The organism is Nitrospira japonica (assembly GCF_900169565.1).
In the GTDB taxonomy this organism is placed as follows: Bacteria; Nitrospirota; Nitrospiria; order Nitrospirales; family Nitrospiraceae; genus Nitrospira_C; species Nitrospira_C japonica_A.
Genome location: NZ_LT828648.1, coordinates 1,782,322 through 1,799,237 on the forward strand (window position 1 = coordinate 1,782,322; position 16,916 = coordinate 1,799,237).

Annotated in this window: 18 protein-coding genes; 10 read left to right on the forward strand and 8 right to left on the reverse strand. The window is 55.4% G+C overall.

The genetic code is table 11. The features are described from left to right. Positions 1–356 precede the first annotated feature (356 nt). Positions 357–743, forward strand: coding sequence for a JAB domain-containing protein (locus tag NSJP_RS08540; RefSeq protein WP_080888547.1), 387 nt, complete (start codon positions 357–359; stop codon positions 741–743). Between the two features lie 4 nt (positions 744–747). Here NSJP_RS08540 and NSJP_RS19855 read toward each other — a convergent pair whose 3' ends face one another. The 8 genes from NSJP_RS19855 to NSJP_RS08575 all read right to left on the reverse strand — a co-directional run bounded on the left by NSJP_RS19855 (position 748) and on the right by NSJP_RS08575 (position 5,813). Next, a complete protein-coding gene (locus tag NSJP_RS19855) occupies positions 748–876 on the reverse strand; it encodes a hypothetical protein (protein WP_269457722.1) in 129 nt (42 codons plus the stop codon). 77 nt (positions 877–953) lie between these two features. Beyond that, positions 954–1,154, reverse strand: a complete 201-nt coding sequence (locus NSJP_RS08545; protein WP_080886485.1) for a hypothetical protein — start codon at positions 1,152–1,154, stop codon at positions 954–956. 133 nt (positions 1,155–1,287) lie between these two features. Next, positions 1,288–2,442, reverse strand: coding sequence for a zonular occludens toxin domain-containing protein (locus NSJP_RS08550; protein ID WP_172834240.1), 1,155 nt, complete (start codon positions 2,440–2,442; stop codon positions 1,288–1,290). Then, complete coding sequence (locus tag NSJP_RS08555) at positions 2,442–2,717, reverse strand: hypothetical protein (RefSeq protein WP_080886487.1); 276 nt, start codon at positions 2,715–2,717, stop codon at positions 2,442–2,444. Before NSJP_RS08555 ends, NSJP_RS08550 begins: the two co-directional genes overlap by 1 nt. Then, positions 2,714–3,937 carry a hypothetical protein gene (locus NSJP_RS08560; protein ID WP_080886488.1) on the reverse strand — a complete coding sequence of 408 codons (1,224 nt, stop codon included), beginning with the start codon at positions 3,935–3,937 and terminating at the stop codon, positions 2,714–2,716. The genes NSJP_RS08555 and NSJP_RS08560 overlap by 4 nt, the downstream gene beginning before the upstream one ends. A 125-nt stretch (positions 3,938–4,062) precedes the next feature. Continuing rightward, a complete protein-coding gene (locus NSJP_RS08565) occupies positions 4,063–4,353 on the reverse strand; it encodes a hypothetical protein (RefSeq protein ID WP_080886489.1) in 291 nt (96 codons plus the stop codon). Between the two features lie 120 nt (positions 4,354–4,473). Continuing rightward, entirely contained in the window at positions 4,474–5,508 is a 1,035-nt protein-coding gene (locus NSJP_RS08570) for a replication initiation factor domain-containing protein (RefSeq protein WP_080886490.1), read from the reverse strand. Next, entirely contained in the window at positions 5,505–5,813 is a 309-nt protein-coding gene (locus tag NSJP_RS08575) for a MerR family transcriptional regulator (protein ID WP_080886491.1), read from the reverse strand. The genes NSJP_RS08570 and NSJP_RS08575 overlap by 4 nt, the downstream gene beginning before the upstream one ends. 382 nt (positions 5,814–6,195) lie before the next feature. Between NSJP_RS08575 and NSJP_RS20075 the strand changes: the two genes are divergently transcribed. From NSJP_RS20075 to NSJP_RS08625, 9 genes are all read left to right on the forward strand, one after another. Further along, positions 6,196–6,615 carry a Fur family transcriptional regulator gene (locus tag NSJP_RS20075; protein WP_172834241.1) on the forward strand — a complete coding sequence of 140 codons (420 nt, stop codon included), beginning with the start codon at positions 6,196–6,198 and terminating at the stop codon, positions 6,613–6,615. A 1,375-nt stretch (positions 6,616–7,990) separates the two neighbouring features. Beyond that, entirely contained in the window at positions 7,991–10,402 is a 2,412-nt protein-coding gene (locus NSJP_RS08590) for a TonB-dependent receptor (protein ID WP_080886494.1), read from the forward strand. Between the two features lie 679 nt (positions 10,403–11,081). Continuing rightward, the gene (gene rpsR / locus NSJP_RS19860; protein WP_080886496.1) at positions 11,082–11,291 is read left to right on the forward strand and encodes a 30S ribosomal protein S18; all 210 of its coding nucleotides are present in this window, start codon (positions 11,082–11,084) and stop codon (positions 11,289–11,291) included. A 46-nt stretch (positions 11,292–11,337) separates the two neighbouring features. Continuing rightward, a complete protein-coding gene (rpsN, locus tag NSJP_RS08605) occupies positions 11,338–11,643 on the forward strand; it encodes a 30S ribosomal protein S14 (RefSeq protein ID WP_080886497.1) in 306 nt (101 codons plus the stop codon). A 93-nt stretch (positions 11,644–11,736) separates the two neighbouring features. Then, on the forward strand, positions 11,737–12,981 hold the full coding sequence (zigA, locus tag NSJP_RS08610) for a zinc metallochaperone GTPase ZigA (protein ID WP_080886498.1): 1,245 nt from the start codon (positions 11,737–11,739) through the stop codon (positions 12,979–12,981). A gap of 103 nt (positions 12,982–13,084) precedes the next feature. After that, positions 13,085–13,243: a 50S ribosomal protein L33 gene (gene rpmG / locus NSJP_RS08615; protein ID WP_080886499.1), complete on the forward strand. Its 159-nt coding sequence runs from the start codon at positions 13,085–13,087 to the stop codon at positions 13,241–13,243. A 162-nt stretch (positions 13,244–13,405) separates the two neighbouring features. Continuing rightward, positions 13,406–13,966 (forward strand): GNAT family N-acetyltransferase, encoded by a 561-nt coding sequence (locus NSJP_RS08620; protein ID WP_080886500.1) that lies wholly within the window; start codon positions 13,406–13,408, stop codon positions 13,964–13,966. Between the two features lie 37 nt (positions 13,967–14,003). Continuing rightward, positions 14,004–14,165 carry a hemin uptake protein HemP gene (gene hemP, locus NSJP_RS20080; RefSeq protein ID WP_407938645.1) on the forward strand — a complete coding sequence of 54 codons (162 nt, stop codon included), beginning with the start codon at positions 14,004–14,006 and terminating at the stop codon, positions 14,163–14,165. Positions 14,166–14,318: 153 nt separating this feature from the next. Next, complete coding sequence (locus NSJP_RS08625) at positions 14,319–16,577, forward strand: TonB-dependent receptor (RefSeq protein ID WP_080886501.1); 2,259 nt, start codon at positions 14,319–14,321, stop codon at positions 16,575–16,577. The last annotated feature ends 339 nt before the right edge of the window (positions 16,578–16,916 follow it).

Sequence of the window (16,916 nt, forward strand, 5' to 3'; positions counted from 1 at the left end):
ATGACCGAAAGGCACAGATGATGGTTTGAATGCCCAATATCTTCCAGAACAATCCCTCAATGGTCGCGTCCCGTCGCTGGAGAGCAGCAGATCAGGCCAGCGAAACGTCCCAGGGCTGACATCCGTCGTGCTGGCCTGCCCGCTGCGAGCGCATCCGTGTCCGCCTCTTCCTCCTTGTGTGCCCCACCCCCTGGTCTGTGCGGGTGGGGCCCTTACCTATTCAAGGAGGAAGACCGATGGACGGATCACAGACGCCACGCAAATCTAAACGGCCACGCACATCGACACCGACATTCACGCCGTATCGCGTGCCTCGCTATCGCCTGACGCTGGTCTGCGAGTCATCTGATTCGGTCATGTCCGGACCCATCCAGGCTTCTTCGTCGGCGGTAGCTATCCTGCGTCCCTGCTTTGCGGGTCTGGATCGGGAACAGTTTCTCGTGGCGGGACTCGATGCGAAGCATGGCATCATTGGCATCAACATTGTCTCGATTGGCTCGCTGACCTTGTCGATCGTGCATCCCCGTGAAGTCTTTAAGCCGTTGATTCTGATGAACGCGGCCGCCTTCATTTGTGCCCATAATCATCCGTCCACTGATCCGACCCCGAGTCCGGAGGATCGACTCCTCACCCAACGCCTCCGCCAGGGCGCGGACCTCCTGGGTATCACCTTACTGGATCATCTCGTCCTCGGTGAGCCGAGTTACTTTAGCTTTGCGGATCATGGCTGGCTGGGCAGCTAACGGCTCAGGCCCGCATCAGCCGCATGACCCAAATGACGGCCGACGCCGTCAGGGCAATGCCGATGACGGCGGCTCCCCAGGCCAGCACATCCGCTGCCATCATCGAACCTAGTTGATTGATTTGTGTCGCCATCTCTCTCCCTCTACTTGCTTCTAAGAGGACTGACGCAACCGGCCGGCCTGCGCCAGTCTCTCAGGACTCTGGTCGTGTTAGTGCACCAGCGCTTTCACGCGCTTGTACGCGAACACGGTCAGCGCCACGCCGATAAACGCGACGCCCCAGGCAATCAAATCCGCCTTGACGCTGGTAATCGTCGTGGTGGATGTCGCATCCACCGGGAACACCTGGGCGAATGCCGGCAGGGCCATTAGCACCAGGATCACCATCCCGACTCCGATTCGAATCTTCATGGCTCTCACCTCCTTTCGGTGCCCTATTTCGTCTCGCCCAGGAGCAGCTTCACGATCACCCCGACCGTGAAGCCTCCGAGAAAGAACGCGGCACTCCAATAGACCATGGCATCGATCACCGCTTGCGTCATGGCTACCTCGGCGGCTCCGTCCCTTGATCCAAGATCGCAGGCGAGCGATCGCTCGTGATGAGATCAGCCGGCGACGCAACGCCCGACTGATCCACGCGTGCCGATGTCGGCGCGACCAATGGGTCTGTGCGAGTCGGCAGCCGACTAGGTGCGAGAACCGGCTCGGGCATCGACCCTGCCGATCCCGACTGAGGAGATACTGTCCCGCCCCAGAGTACGCCCGACCCCTTGAGGACTTTCACGCCTCGGGACGTGACCGCCTGCACGGTCCCCCCCGATTCGGCCGCAATCTCATCGACCGTGAGCAAGCGGCCGTCGTCCGTGACCCACAACCAGTCCGCTCCACCCTGACGGGGATCACTCATCCCACCCTGAATGCGGATCGGATGCACGACAGGACGCGATCCTGAGGGCTCAGGCTCTTGGGGTGTGCGTGTGATCGCCGCGACAGGAACACGGACTGGCGGTGGCGGCAGAGTCGTGCCGCCCCCGAAGGTTCCCCCACCAAAGAGAAACCAGCTCAGGGCCACACACAGACCGAGTGCGCCGAGGATAATTGAGGGGGAACGCAAGATCGAGCGCACGTGCCGCACCTCCTTCGTGGATGTCGCATAGGACCCGTAATAGGCGTAGACAGTCGGCTCATAGGTGCCGGTGAAGCCGCGAATGATCTCGAGCTCTTCCGGATTCCCGCGTACAAAAGCCTGATAGCGGTTCTTGAAGCCGAAGCGGTCCAGACGGCGAAACTTCGTCGTCATTTCGACCACGCGCGTGACCCCGGAGGTCACCTGGCGATAGTCCTGACAGATGAGCAACACATCGATGCCATAGTGACGATGCGTCTCCAGCCAGCGGAGAATCTCGCCATGAAGCTTCTGTTGGGCCCGGAAGACGGTTTGGCACTCATCGATAAACACGGCCGAACCAGGATCCACTTTGGTGAGCTGATCCAGGACTTCGGCTCCAGACGACCAGACGGTGATCTGTTGCTGCAGTTCCTCGAGCGGTCGGCCTTCGAACTTCGCGAGCCGATCCAGGTAAAACCCATCGACGTAGACATAAATCCGCCGGCCTTTCCGGACCCAGGGCAACAAGTACTCGGCGACCGCATGATAGCTCTTCCCCGCCCCTGGCACGCCTTCGAGGAGTTCAATCATTAGGACCCCCATCGGACAAACGGCACGGATTGCAGGGTGAACCGCACCAGCATCGCCGTCGCGATGATCGCCACGGCTTGCGCCATGCCCGTGGCGCCGAGAATCCACGCGTATTGCGCGGGGATCACGGGCACGGTGAGGCTGCCCGTGCCAAGTGAGGCGAGGATCGCATCGGCCGGCCCGAGCACCGAATCCCAGGCATTGAGCGCAATGTCCGTGAGCTTCGCGAGCAGATCGAGGAGCCAGCAGTAGATGAGATTCAGGATGGCGGTCATGCGCCTCCTACGAAGATGATCCGATACGCCGCGAACCCCGCCCCCGCGATGGTGAGGGTTCGCAGGACGGTGAACACGGCTGCCCATTGGTTGAAATCGACCTGATGCGTGCCCCACATCGTGGACGTGAACGTGATGGTAGGCAACGCCTCCGGCCAGGCTAATGTCTGCAAGAGGGACACCGCACTGAGCATGCCTGAGCCTTGCCAGGTCGTGATGTGCGCTTGGAGGACGGAGCCGAACGACCGCGCATCATGGTCGGCGCCGCTACAGCTCACCGACGCACTTTCCTGGGTGGCCTCCGTCGTGGATCCATCCGGATTGGTCGTGGTCGTCGTGGTACTCGTGCTCGTCTGGGTCGCCGGGACTGTCTGCGTTCCAGCCGGCTTCGGGGCATTCGGATCCACGACCGCGTCCGTGGATGTCACTTGACCGATCGGCTTCACCGTCGTCGGGATCTCAGTCGGCGATACCGCCGTACTCGTCGTCGTTGCCGCAGGGGTCGCACTCGCGCCTTGTCCGAGGGGCGTCGTATTGCTCTCAATCGATTTCGGATCCGACGCCGGGAGCGCCGCGACATAGTCTTGAATCTGTTGGGCCGTGGCCACGCCCACACCCGAGCGGACCAGATTAGTGGCTGAGGATCCGTCATAGACATACCGGAACGTCTGCACACAGCTGTTCCGACCACTATTCCACGCTTCGCCCAAGTTCGAGAACCAGGGCAGCGGAAACGCGACCGGTTGGACGTTCAACCCGCAAGTGGCTTGGGTCTTGCCAGGGATCGCCACGGTGACAATCTGAGCTTGCCCCGCTGTACAGCTGGGATACAGACAGGATTGGGCCGCTTCCAGCGCCGCGCCGTTGGGGAGGACCACGCCGGTGCCGCTTTGGAGATTCGAGGGGGCGGCGGCTTGCTTCACGGCCTGGAGTTCTGTGTCGCTGTAATGCATCTGATACAGCGCCAGTCCCACAGAGACCCCCAATGCCGCCCAGCCGATCGGGCCCGTCACCAACCGCACAGCCACCGAGGCCGGCGAGGTGACCGCCGCCGCTTGGGCGACGGTCGAGAGCAAGGCCGCGCGATTCGCTCCGAGATAGAGGAGTTTCGAGGAATCCGTCGCCACCCGGACATAGCCCGTCGCACTGACTAAGGCGAAGGCCGGGGTGACGGCCCACACCCAGGCCATCACCCCGATCATGAGCAGATACAGGCTCAACGCTAAGATCGCCCCACCCCGATGCCGGTCATGAACAGGAGGATCAGCAGGCAGGCGAACAGGAATTGCTCGGCGATCCCCGGATCGGTCCATGTCATGCCGGTCTCCCTTCATGCTGATCACGCCTACTTCTCCGGGCCTTTGGTTCCGGGCGTGATGATCCCAGGCTGATAGCCCGTGACATCGAGAAACCGTTGCCCTTTGAATTCCCGGAGGTTCACCGTGATCTGGCACGGCTTCATCTTGTTCGCCTCCATGAGCTTGTAGAGGTGCTCATGGTCTTCCGAGACGCTCGCTTCGAGGGTGGAGGTATCCTCCTCGAAGTAGAGCACGGCATTGCGGAAGATCCGTTTCCCGTCCTGACTGGGTCGAGCCTTGACCCCCATCACCACGCAGTGCCCCACGAATCTGGACATCTCACCGCTCCCTTCCGTCCCACCGGAACCAGCCTTGCTGGAGGTGGGACCATAAAAAGACGAACACGGTGCCACAACTCCGACACCGGCCCCGCAACCGAGGCCCGCACATGTAGAGCCTTAGGGTGCCGTGCTCGCACAGCCGGCAGCGAAGCCGTCGGTCGGCTTCCACCACCGGACCCTCTTCAACACTTGCTGGGCGTCTTGGCCTTTGGCCAAGAGCGCGTAATGCTTGGCGCGCCATCGTTCCACTCCTTCGATAATGATGCTGACTAACCAGCGTTCACCGGCTTCCGGATGCACACAGAGCAACCCCAGCATGGGGGAGAGACTCTTCGCCGCCCATTGCTTCACGTCCTCGATCTGTTTGACGGCTTTGACCACCTCCAACTTGGCCCGTTGCATGCCCTCCGTGAGGGTCTTCCACCAACTCAGCAAGGGCGCGTGGTAGCGATCTTTCGGATCGTCCTCTCGAGTGCAATCGCGAAAATCCAAGGCTGTGCGGAACACGCCGACGATGTAGCTCTGAAACCGGTCCTGATCGAGGACGGAGAGGGCTAACCCCACCGCCTGCGCCCGCTCATCCTTCCATTCCATTTCCCACCGGACCCAGGGGCCCTCCACCACGATCCCTTTGCTCTGTTGCTGGGCCGCTTTGTCATAGATACGCACGTAGGTATCGGAATGCCGGGACCCCATGCAGAGCGTCTTGCCCGTGTCCGCGCCGGAGCCGAGATCCAGACCCGCGATCAGTTGGGACTTCCGAAAGTGAGAGACACAATGGCCGGCCACGACCGCGGCATACACGGCCTCGACCTCAATGATGCCGCTGCGATCATCCAGCGCCACATCCAGGCGCCCAAAATGGCCGTCTTTCGCGAAGACCCACTGCGCCACCGCCTGAAACTGTTCATAGGTCCAGCCGCTCAACAGTTCTTGCGAGAGATCCACATGCACTTCCTGCGGGGCCCGTTTCGCACCGGTCCCGATGCGGCCGTATCCGCCGGTTTGGCCGCGACAGATCCAACTCCGTCCATAGCCGAGAAAGCCCTTCTCATCGGCAACCCAGTCGCCACCGACGAGGGTCATCGCCTCCTCGACGGTCGCCTGGGGAACCGTGAATCGCAGCCAACCGAGGGAACAGGTCCAACTCATGAATGCCTCCGTGGATCCTTTTGGAAATTGCGCCCCCGTTTTACCGTCCGGGGGCTGTTCGACCCGGTGCGCCGCCGGCTGGCGCCGCCGGCTGCACCGCGCTCCTTGTCAGCCTTCACTTCCGAAGTGTCGAAGCGCCGTTTGCCATTGCGGGTCATCGCCCGGCGCACGTCGTCCAGATCAAAGAGCGCCATGCGGCAGAGACACTGCACGGGAATCTCTTGCTTCCGATACGCGCGCTGCACCGATTTCACACTCACGCCGAGTGCACTGGCCAATTCCTTCACGTTCAGCAAGGCCTTCATTCAAATCCCCTTTCTCACGCCCGATGCTGGCGCGGAGCATAGTGAATCGATGACGAGGTGAATAGGACCCTGTTTAGGCCTGATGCGTACTCCTAAGGACAGATGAGGACAAAGCAGTCAGTATGGGCAGGAGGAATAAAGCAGAGCATTCCGAAATAAATCAAACAGGTGAAGCTAGGGCCGAAACTACTTCGCCAATTGACAACGACGGCATTTCAACGAGAAACACCGATTTCGCGAGGTGGAGTACGTACCGATACCAAGGTTGAATGCATCTGAAGGGTAGGGCCGGAAAAAATTCGGAACGATGGTTTAAAGCGCACACGACCTATTGACAGGCAGTGCATGCTGATGGTAAATGCAACTCGATTGCATTAACACTATGAACACATCCTCACTCACTCATAGGCTAAAGGCCAGTGGCAAGAAACTCACACAGGCTAGGCAGGCCATTCTCACGATCCTGGAGGGTAGCCAGCTTCCAATTACTGCGGCGGAAGTGCATGCGCGGCTCATGAAGGCGCATATGCCCGCCGATCGTGTCACGGTATATCGCAATCTGTCCCTACTTGAAAAGTTGCGATTGGTGAATACGGTCGGTTTTCATGATGGTCAAATGCGATACGAGATCCATTCTGGGCGTGAGCATCATCACCATATCCAGTGCCTTACGTGCGGTAAGATTGCCGATCTCATGCTCTGTCCCTTGGAGAAATTGACGCAACTCGTGGAGAAGCAAACTCGCTTTTCTGTTGATCGTCATGCACTAGAATTTTTTGGCTGGTGCCCACAGTGTCGATGAGATCCTCCATAGCGATACGGGGCAGCTGGATGCTGCTGATTCTGTATGTGCTCTTGGCGTTATCCCTGCAACCTCTCCTACTGGAGCATGTCTTTGCCGCAGGCTCAGCGCATGAGCATTCTGACCAGGATGTCTGCGCTTGGCTAGACCATGCGGCAAGTGCGGGGCTCCAGTCGATCAAACCGCCAGCTTCGCTTCTACAGTGTCTACTCGCATCTCCACTACCGGTTGATATTGCCTTTCCCACTGCCGAATCCTTCTTCGATCCAATTCGCGGTCCACCTCTTCTCAGCTAGCGATCACAACTCATTGCCGCTGTTGACACTTTCCTGCTTCCCATAGCGGGAAGGTCCGTGTTTCTTGCACTTGGACGAGCTCAATACCCACTCGTTCTATGCAGTCCTGCAGTTACGAGTGTGACGCCATCGGTTCGGCTACCGACGGTGAGTAGATAAGTCTAATGGACGCGAACGATGAACGCTCCCTGAATGGCGGGCTGCCAATCGCGCACGATAAGGTGTCGCGGCAGTCGTCAAATGCATTCGAGGAGGTTAGATCCACAGTTACAGATTGGCGAAATGCCGCATTCAACAATCGCCTTCAGGTGATTTGTTCTACTGGGACACTCGAGCATACAGGAGATAGACATGCGTAACCGACAAATATTGGGAGTGTGGAACAATGTTCACAGGTAAGAATCTCTTTGTACTTGATCCTGAGCAGCGCCGCTCAGGTTGTACTCCACCGTTACGAGTCATGAGGGCATCGAAGAGTTTCCACCTGATCATAACCCCGAAGCGAAGGGCGCGGGCCATTCGAAACGCCAGATGGACAGTGCGAGCGCACAAGTTCGCACAGCGATGCCGTCCCCATCGCGACTAAGGCAACCGCTGATCTCGGACGCGACACTGAATTAGCATGGGCGAACAATGACCATTTAGGCAGCACTCACGGCCCCTTCAATGAGACCACGCGAGACAACATACAGTCTGTTGATGAGGGGGCTCTCCATTTGGACTATTCTGTTCTTGCTGATTATCGCGCCGCTTGCGGTTGCACAGGAAGTCCATCACGAGCTGGCAGCGGCAGATACCGATGGTCATGAACACTCGGACAATGATTTGTGTCAATGGGTTCAACATCAAAGCTCTGCTTCGATTAACCTCAATACGCTGATTTTCTCAATCTGGGAGATTGTCCGCCAGGGTGATCTCCTTCCACAGCGGATCCCCTTTTCAGCTCAATCCGGTCTTCTGGGCCCTTCCCGCGCTCCCCCACGCTTTAACGTCCCAACGCAATCACACGCTGTAATCGGTGAGAGCCATCGGCTCGCCAATTCATAGGTTTGTCATCAACTGCATGATTGAGGGAGTTTATGATGCAACGCGCCGCTGCAATGCTTTTTTCTTGCCTCTGTGTGGCCAATATTGTGTTCATGGTTTTGATCGTCCATACGGTCCATGCCACAAACAATGAACCAACTGACACCATTACCGGCACGGTTCAGAATCAGGACCTTCGACGCGTCGATCAAGCAATGGTTCAGGTGCGCGACCAGGAGGGGAATGTGGTCGCCCAAACGCTGACAAACCAGGCTGGCGAATTCTCAATTACGGTTCCAATTCAAGGAAACTATTCCATCAGCGCAATCCAAGATACCTTCAAGAGTGAATTTGTCGTGGTGAAAATAGACGCAGAAATGCCGGCTCCAATCACGCTGACTCTGGCAGTCACCCAGGAAATCGCGTTGGAGATTGTCTCTCCACTCGCGCCGATCCAATACAAAGCTTCTAGCTCAATCTACCAGTTGAGCCGTAGAGACGTTGAAATCCTTCCGCGCGGGAACAATAACGATGTTGCTAGTGTGCTGCTGACTATTCCCAGCGTGGCCTACGGCGCCCTCAATCAGACACACATCCGTCAGGATCATGCCAACCAGCAATACCGGATCGATGGCATTCCAATTCCCGACACAGTCACCGGTGCTTTTGCCGATATTGTCCCTCCTCGTGCATGGGAACGCTCGGAAATTATTTTGGGTGGCATGGAAGCGCAATACGGGAACAAGACGGCAGTTGTCGTGGATATCACCAGCAAGAGCGGTACGAGACCGGGCTTCGGTTCAGTTCAGGTATTCGGCGGTTCCAACGAAACGGTCAACCCGTCGTTCGAGTATGGCGGAACAATCGGCGAGAAAGTTCGATTCTATATTATGAATAGTTATGTCACCACAAACAGGGGTCTCGAGCCGCCTACGCTCGGAAGGCAGAGCTACCACAACCAGAGCGAGAAAAATAACACATACTTGCGAGGAGACTATCAACACGATAACAAGAACAACTTTGCATGGATCTTTCTCGGGTCCGTGGCGAAATACCAAGTACCGACGATTCCTAACCTTGAGGCCAACGGCGATGTGCTGGCCCTATTGCCGGCTGGCTTTGAGCCCAGTGCCTCTCAGTCAGTCAATCAATTCCAAAAAGAAAACAATCAGTACTCCCAGCTGGTCTGGAGGCATGATCTTAATGCCAACCATTTCTTCAGTCTGGGTGCCTATTTTCGGCGGGGTGTGGCTGATTTTCAGACCGACCCGTTCAACTCCTTGGCCTATGCTGACGATGTTAACAGCGCGCAAACAGCCAGCCAGAAGCGGACGGCGTATTCCGGAGGTTTCCGTCTCGATCACACCTGGGTGCCCGATAGCCATCATCTCGTGAAGGGAGGATTTCAGTTCGATTACACCTCGGCAAGTAACAGTTCACAAATATATGCGTTCGATACCGGCGGAGGGGCCCCTGCTGGGCCGGTTATAACGCTCGAAGCGTCAAACCGCAACATTCAAACCAGACAGGAATTTTGGCTCCAAGACCAGTGGACGCTAAACGACCACTGGACATTCAACTTAGGTGTCCGTGGTGACGCGATTCAAGGTTTCTACAACGAAGGGCAGGTGAGCCCAAAGGTTGGTGTCGCCTACAAGCTCAATCAGGCCAACGTCTTCCACGCGTACTATGGCCGCCAATTTACTCCGCCCAACATCGAGCAGGTTGCCTTTGTAAACCTGAATACGCAAAACACCACTGCCGCGCCGGATGATCCGACGGGCTTCCGGCCTCGAGCGGAGCGATCTCACTATTTCGAAGTCGGCAGTTATCACGCTGTTAGCAAATATGCCACGATGCAACTGACAGGCTATTACAAGCTGGCCCACTACTTATCAGATGCAGGACAGTTCGGTAGCACACCCTTACTAAATTTCTTTGCCTTTCAGAATGGCTGGCAACGGGGTATCGACGGTGCGGTAACGGTCAAGTTCGACGATAAGTTGTCGGCACGCGGAACCGCCGGTTGGGGTCAGTGCAAGGGGTACGGTTTACAATCTGGCCAATATCTCCTCGACCAAGGAGAGATCGACGACATCAATTCCAATGGCGGTGTCTTCTGCGATCACTCACAGTTCGTCACCAGCTCCGCCGTCATCAATTACCAGCTACTAAAACGAACTAACATCTCAGGTCAGATGTTGTACGGCTATGGACTACGAACCGCAGAAGAAGGAGCCAAGACAAATTCGTCACACGAGCCTTCCTACACCACTTACAACGCATCGATCACTCACGTGCTGCCGCTCCCCTGGGAGAACCAGAAGATGCTGATCGGATTCGATCTCATCAACATGTTCAACGAGAAATACTTTTACAATTCCGGAGAAGGCAGCATTGGTCTTGGAGTGGCTCATGCAGGAATGCCGCGATCGTTCTTTTTCCGTGCCCAGTGGTTCTTCTAGCCGGAAGCTGAACTGAGGCTGCAGTATTGAAGGGATTGGATTGCCTTAACACTATGACAAGTTTTTGGCTGGTGCCCGCAATGTCGATGAGATCCCCTATAGCGACACGCGGCAGCTGGATGCTGCTGATTCTGTATGTGCTCTTGGCGTTATCCCTGCAGCCGCTCCTATTAGACCATGTCTTTGCCGCAGGCTCCTCGCATGAGCATTCTGACCAGGACATCTGTGCCTGGCTAGACCATGCGGCGAGTGCGGGTCTCCATTCGATCAAACCCCCTGCGTCGCTTCTACACTGTCTGCTCGCGTCTCCGCTATCGGTTGGCATTGCCTTTTCCATTGTCGATCTCTTCTTCGAGCCAGTCCGCGGTCCCCCTCTTCTCACCTAACGATTACGACTCACTGACGCTCCAACACTTTCCTGCCTCCCATAGCGGGAAGGTCCGTGTTGCTTGTACTTGGAACGGTGTCAAAGCAACCAAAGCTACACCGTGTGTCAGTGTACCTGCTGCATAAGACGGCATGGTCATCGACCAGTGGATGAAAGCTCGGATGATGGTATCCAGAGAGGCGACGGTCACGTGACGAACTCGTGGTTCGGATTCACTTCACAACGCGAGACGAGAGTACCTGCCCGGATGATAGGTCTTCAAACACTATTCTTCGGCGAAAGGAGGTCGAAATGCTCCCACCACAGCGGCAGCGTGTATTAGACGAGAGCGCGCCCATTGATTGGACGAACGCCGAATACCTACGACCGTTCCTAAGCGACCAGGGAAGGATTCTGCCGCGGCGAATGACAGGCAATACCCCGAAGCGTCAACGCTTAATTGCCAGAGCAATCAAGCGAGCACGCCATATGGCACTGTTGCCCTTCGCAGGTGCGTCCTAATTGTCAAACAACCGCCCCACTTAACTTGCTAATGGAGGAAAGCAACATGGCGAAACTGAGCAGTCATTTGCGGAATGAAAAGCGGAAGCAGTTAGTCGCTAAGTATGCCGAAAGGCGGCACGCCTTAAAGACCATTATCAAGAGTCAGAGAAGCACTCACGAAGAAAAGCGAGTCGCGCAGAGCGCCTTGAACCGTTTGCCACGCAACTCTTCACCCGTTCGCGTTCGGAATCGCTGCGCGCTCTCGGGACGAGTGCGAGGATTTCTTCGCCGATTCAATATGTCACGCATCGACTTTCGATTGCTGGCGCTCAGAGGGGACATTCCCGGCGTGCGCAAGGCAAGTTGGTAACTCATGGGGCAGACGCTACGCGACTGCATCTGCTGGGGTAGGTAGAGGCAATCCGACGATCCTATTGTCTAAACAAATGAAAGGACCGCTGATATGGAGCGATATGTGCAACCACAACCGAACGACATGAGGTTACCGGTGACAGTTTTGTCTGGATTCCTGGGAGCAGGAAAAACCACGCTGCTGAATCACATGCTACACAACCGGGAAGGATTTCGAGTGGCGGTCATCGTCAACGATATGAGTGAAGTCAACATTGATGCTGCCCTCATTCTACAGGGTGGAGCGGCCTTGAGCCGCACCGATGAACAGCTCGTGGAGATGAGCAATGGGTGTATCTGCTGCACTCTCAGGGAGGACTTATTAAAGGAAGTAGCACGTCTGGCTGCAGAACGTCGGTTTGACTATCTCCTAATCGAATCGACAGGAATTTCGGAACCGATGCCAGTCGCTGAAACCTTTCGCTTCCAAGACGAAACGGGGCGCAGCTTATCAACCGTTGCGAGACTAGACACAATGGCGACCGTCATCGACGCACAGAATTTTCTACGAGATTATCGTCAAGCTGAAGACCTCAAACTGCGGGGCCTCGCACTTGGAGAGGAGGACGAACGGACAATTACAGACTTGCTCATTGATCAAGTTGAGTTTGCGAATGTCCTGGTGATCAACAAGATCGACCTCATCTCCGAAGAGGAACTCAAAGAACTGTCAGCGATACTCGCGAAACTCAATCCCGACGCAAGAATACTGCATGTCAAATATGGTCACGTCCAGGTGAGCGCGCTACTCAATACTAGGCTGTTTGATTTTGAGCTTGCCAGCCAGGCTGCAGGGTGGATGAAGACCTTGCGTGGAGAAGAATCGTCTGAAACAGATGAGTACGGTATTACGAGTTTTGTGTACCGTGCTCGTCGCCCATTTCATCCGATCCGTTGGTGGAAGCTTCTGCAGCAGAATTGGGCTGGGGTGCTACGCACGAAGGGCATGTTTTGGATCGCGACACGCCCCGACCTGATCGGCCTGTGGTCGCAAGCAGGAGGAACCGGATCCGTGCGTTGGATCGGTCGCTGGTACGCCTCCATGCCCAAGGCTCAATGGCCAAGTGATGAGGAAGAGGCCCAGCGCATCCATGGGCTATGGGACCAGGAGTTTGGAGACCGCACGCAGGAATTGGTCGTGATTGGAAGAAAAATGGACCAGGCGGTCCTGACCGCCATGCTGGATGCGTGTCTCGTCACATCCGTTGAGTGGACCGATCCCGTCAGCTGGAAAACTGCAACGGATCCGTTTCCGCCGGCGGGCCATGACCTGGAGACTACTGTCGTCAAAGTCTGACATGACCGACTGCCTTCGCGACCCCTTATGCATCGTCGCAAAACAACATCACAGGGTGCGAACCGCTCGACAAACCCTCTAACGGAAGTAAGGAGACCTGGTCATGCGTGAGATCATTGCCCTGGCTTGTACCGGTTGTGCGACACCGGGGAAATCGGTCTATTGGACAACGAAGAATAAGAAGAATGATCCCGACCGTATCGAAATGAAGAAGTACTGTTCCTTCTGCCGTCACCATGCTTCGCACAAGGAGAAACGTTAGGCCGACGACATGTTGATTCGAACGCAGCGTAGACGCGTACTGAGGCAATGTATTGCCTTCCGCACCGGACATGCCGCGCTGCTCTGACACAGGCTGAGATACCTCATTCAATTAACCCGGTCACCGTTGCAATTCCCATGATCATCCTCAGGAGAAGCGAGAATGGCGACAATTAGTCCCCTAACAATTCAAACGAAATACGACGAGCCCTGCATAGTGCGCAATCCCAGTAAAGCTGACGCACAGGCATGGATCGACCACGCGACTATGGTTATGCAAGAAAGTGATTTTACGAAAACTGACCCCGAAGACGTCACCACGTCTCATCCTGAGCTAGAAGAGTGGATCACCGAAATGAATATCGCCACAGCGACTCTCGCCTTGGTGGCTGAAGTCAAAGGTCGTCTGGTCGGCACGCTTTACTGTCGTGCTTACAAGGCAAGCCGGATGTCCCATGTCTGTGTCTTTGCGATGTCAGTGAGGAAGGAGTGGTGGAGACAAGGAGTGGGTACGGCTTTGGTGCGAACTCTCAACGGATGGGCCACCCAGCATCCCCTGATTCGAAAGGTGACCATGCGAGTGCTAGTTCACAATGAGCGTGCGCTGGCACTGTACAAGAAGCTTGGTTTCTTTGTTGAAGGTCGCTTTGCTCAAGCCGTGAAAGCTGAGAATGGGAAGTTTGTGGATGACTACGAAATGAGCCTCTTCGTGAAATTCAGATGATCGGGTCATAGACTAATGAATAAGTGATGAGAATATTGTGAAGCCACCTATTGCGACGGGGATTAGTAGAGACCCCTTGGTTTTGACGAAGAGTCAGTTGCCAATGATGATTGTGTATAACGGCAGGCAATATGTGTTGATACTCACGAAGCAAGGCAAACTACTGTTGAACAAATCAGTCAGTTCGTCAGCCAGCTAATTCTTGCGTAGACGGGCCAAGGCCTATCTCGCCAGGACCAGCCAGCCGACTGTGCGCAAGCTGAGGATCTCCGAACAAGGGATCCCAAAACTGCGGACAGTCGGCTTTTTTGTGTGCAATGGCCGTTTAACATGCAGAAAGGAATCCGTAAATATGCACGAAAGCCGTCTCACGTTTACGTCCCGTTTTGCACGCACTATATGCTTCTTCACGGTTGCTCTGGTAACCGCCATGCATAATGTTGGCTCTGCTCAAGACAATTCGACTGAGCCGGCCGATCAACATGAATCTGCGGAGGTGATCGCCACTCAGGAGGTAACCGTATCAGCTACACGTATGGACGATCCGCTAAAAACTGTCTCGCAATCGGTGACCATCGTCACGAAAGAAGAACTATTCGAGCAAACCACGATCAACCAAACGCGGAATCTCGCGGACATCTTGCCTAAGTTAGTGCCTGGACTCGCAATTAATAATGGCAGCACAGACAATTTTGGGCAGAGTATTCGAGGCCGAGATATCCTGATTTTGATCGATGCCGTGCCGCAATATTCCAGCATCAACAATGGTCGAGATTTTAACACGATCGATCCGGCTTCCATTGAGCGCATTGAGGTCGTCCGCGGATCAACGGCAATCTATGGTAGTGGATCCAGCGGCGGGATCATTAACATCATTACGAAAAAAGCAGTAAAGGGCAAGCCATCATTCAACACGGATGTCAGCACGAACATGTCCTTGACCCATCCGGAGGCGAGCTTCGGAGGTTCGTTGACACAAGGTGTCACGGGCGGAAAGGGACCCTTCGACTATACCCTGACTGGAACCTTCGCAAGGATCGGTGGGCAGTTCGATGCTAAAGGGGACCGGACAATGCCAGGCTATCAGAATTTCACCGGCAGTCTTGCTGACAGCAACGTTGCGAATATTCATGCCAAGATTGGCCTCGAGTTCGGCCGACACCGGTTTCAGTTGTCAGAAAACTTTCACCAAATCCGGCAACATACGAAGTATACGTTCGACCCGTCAGTGGATGCGACCTGTCCGTCGCCATTCGACCCCGCGGTGCCATGCACACGCACTAAAGCGCGGTACCTTTCAGGACTGAGTCTGTCAGATCAAACAAACCAAACAAACAATGTAACGAGTCTCAACTATACGGCAAAAGATTTGTTTTGGGGGAGTCGGGCCGATGCCCAATTATATTGGCGTGGCGTCCGTACGTTATTCCCACCATTCGATTTGTCTCAATTCAGTTCTCCAGCTTTGGAATTCCCAATTCTCGCCGGCCGGACCAGTTCCGATACATACGGCGGAAGATTTCAAATGGTCACGCCCCTCCCACTCGCTTGGAGTCCGCGATTGCTGTACGGAGCCGACTACAGTTTCGAGAACAGTACCCAAACGGGGGATATCTTTGACACCGCTACCTATGCCGCCAGCGGGGGACGGGTCTTCCAGAAAGTACGCGAAGCGCCCATCCAACCGTTCTGGAGACAAAACAACTTCGGACTCTTTGCACAAGCAGAGCTCAAACCGCTCGAGTGGGTGGTCCTCCGTGGAGGCATGCGCTATGAGATCAATCGAGTGAAGGCATCGGACAATTTTTTCCCTACTACTCCGCCAATCGAGCAAACCGGGGGAATTGCCGACTATTCGGTGCCGGTCTTTAATGGCGGTATCACAGTCATCGTGAATGATCCTATCAATGTCTTTTTCAACTACTCTCAAGGGTTTTCGGTGCCCAACCTCACCGCGCTGGCCGGCACAGTAGGGCAACTAAATTTTGCCCCAGTTCGCACGACCAATTATGAAATAGGTGCCAGGGGCGACTGGGATCGTATTCAATCGACGCTGGCAATTTTCTACAATACGTCTGATCTGGCCACCTATTTCGACCCCATAACCAACACTATGGCGCGCGCTCCGCAACGCAGATGGGGTTTGGAATTCACGGGGGATGTTCGGCCGTGGGAAAGATGGAAGGTTGGCACGACAGTGAGTTATGTCCAGGGGCAAATTGATCCCGATCTCGATGGACACTTCCAAGCCATGTCCACCATCAATATTCCACCTGTCAAGGTCACAGGTTACCTCGAACACCTGACCATTTCCAGTGTGAACTGGCGAACCCGTGTTCAAATCATGTATTCAGGCCCCCGCACGACAGCTTACAACGCCTGGAATGGCTCAAATGGAGCCGTTGGCGAACGCTTCCCCATCGTCAGCTTCGCGGTCGTTGATCTCATCAGTACGATCAATGTAGGCCCCGGTACGTTACGTTTCGCTGTGGAGAATCTTTTGAACACCTTGTACTACACCCCACAGACCCAGGCGGATTTTACCTCGAACCGCGCGTACACCTCTGCTCGGGGAACTATTGCAACGATTGGGTACTTGTTGACCTATTAGCTGGGAGGGACCCTCAATAGCATCCGCTTGAGGTGCGAATGTGAAACAAAGCAATTATCCCGTGCCAATAGTAACTCATACACCTCATCTCGGGATGCGGCGTAAGCAGACCTCTTCAGGGAAGACCAACCCGAATACGCTGATCCAATACTGAACTTCCTCCAGAAACTGGATTTGATTACCAATGACTTGAAGCCTGTTTGCCGGTGTAGTGATATTGCCAGAGACTGGGGCGGCTTCGATTATTTGCAAAGGCCTGACGATCAGGAAAATAGCACGCAATTAAAACCCCTCCTTCTGTAGGGCATGAAATACATTTGCGGCTGGGGTAACCTGCCC

Excerpts from the sequence above, each read along its gene's own strand:
- NSJP_RS08555 (WP_080886487.1), bottom strand. The coding sequence starts at position 2,717 with ATGACCGCCATCCTGAATCTCATCTACTGCTGGCTCCTCGATCTGCTC.
- NSJP_RS08540 (WP_080888547.1), top strand. The coding sequence starts at position 357 with ATGTCCGGACCCATCCAGGCTTCTTCGTCGGCGGTAGCTATCCTGCGT.
- NSJP_RS08570 (WP_080886490.1), bottom strand. The coding sequence starts at position 5,508 with ATGAGTTGGACCTGTTCCCTCGGTTGGCTGCGATTCACGGTTCCCCAG.
- NSJP_RS08625 (WP_080886501.1), top strand. The coding sequence starts at position 14,319 with ATGCACGAAAGCCGTCTCACGTTTACGTCCCGTTTTGCACGCACTATA.
- rpsN (WP_080886497.1), top strand. The coding sequence starts at position 11,338 with ATGGCGAAACTGAGCAGTCATTTGCGGAATGAAAAGCGGAAGCAGTTA.
- NSJP_RS08565 (WP_080886489.1), bottom strand. The coding sequence starts at position 4,353 with ATGTCCAGATTCGTGGGGCACTGCGTGGTGATGGGGGTCAAGGCTCGA.
- NSJP_RS20075 (WP_172834241.1), top strand. The coding sequence starts at position 6,196 with ATGAACACATCCTCACTCACTCATAGGCTAAAGGCCAGTGGCAAGAAA.
- rpsR (WP_080886496.1), top strand. The coding sequence starts at position 11,082 with ATGCTCCCACCACAGCGGCAGCGTGTATTAGACGAGAGCGCGCCCATT.
- rpmG (WP_080886499.1), top strand. The coding sequence starts at position 13,085 with ATGCGTGAGATCATTGCCCTGGCTTGTACCGGTTGTGCGACACCGGGG.
- NSJP_RS08620 (WP_080886500.1), top strand. The coding sequence starts at position 13,406 with ATGGCGACAATTAGTCCCCTAACAATTCAAACGAAATACGACGAGCCC.
- zigA (WP_080886498.1), top strand. The coding sequence starts at position 11,737 with ATGGAGCGATATGTGCAACCACAACCGAACGACATGAGGTTACCGGTG.
- NSJP_RS08590 (WP_080886494.1), top strand. The coding sequence starts at position 7,991 with ATGATGCAACGCGCCGCTGCAATGCTTTTTTCTTGCCTCTGTGTGGCC.
- NSJP_RS08550 (WP_172834240.1), bottom strand. The coding sequence starts at position 2,442 with ATGATTGAACTCCTCGAAGGCGTGCCAGGGGCGGGGAAGAGCTATCAT.
- NSJP_RS19855 (WP_269457722.1), bottom strand. The coding sequence starts at position 876 with ATGGCGACACAAATCAATCAACTAGGTTCGATGATGGCAGCGGATGTG.
- NSJP_RS08545 (WP_080886485.1), bottom strand. The coding sequence starts at position 1,154 with ATGAAGATTCGAATCGGAGTCGGGATGGTGATCCTGGTGCTAATGGCC.
- NSJP_RS08575 (WP_080886491.1), bottom strand. The coding sequence starts at position 5,813 with ATGAAGGCCTTGCTGAACGTGAAGGAATTGGCCAGTGCACTCGGCGTG.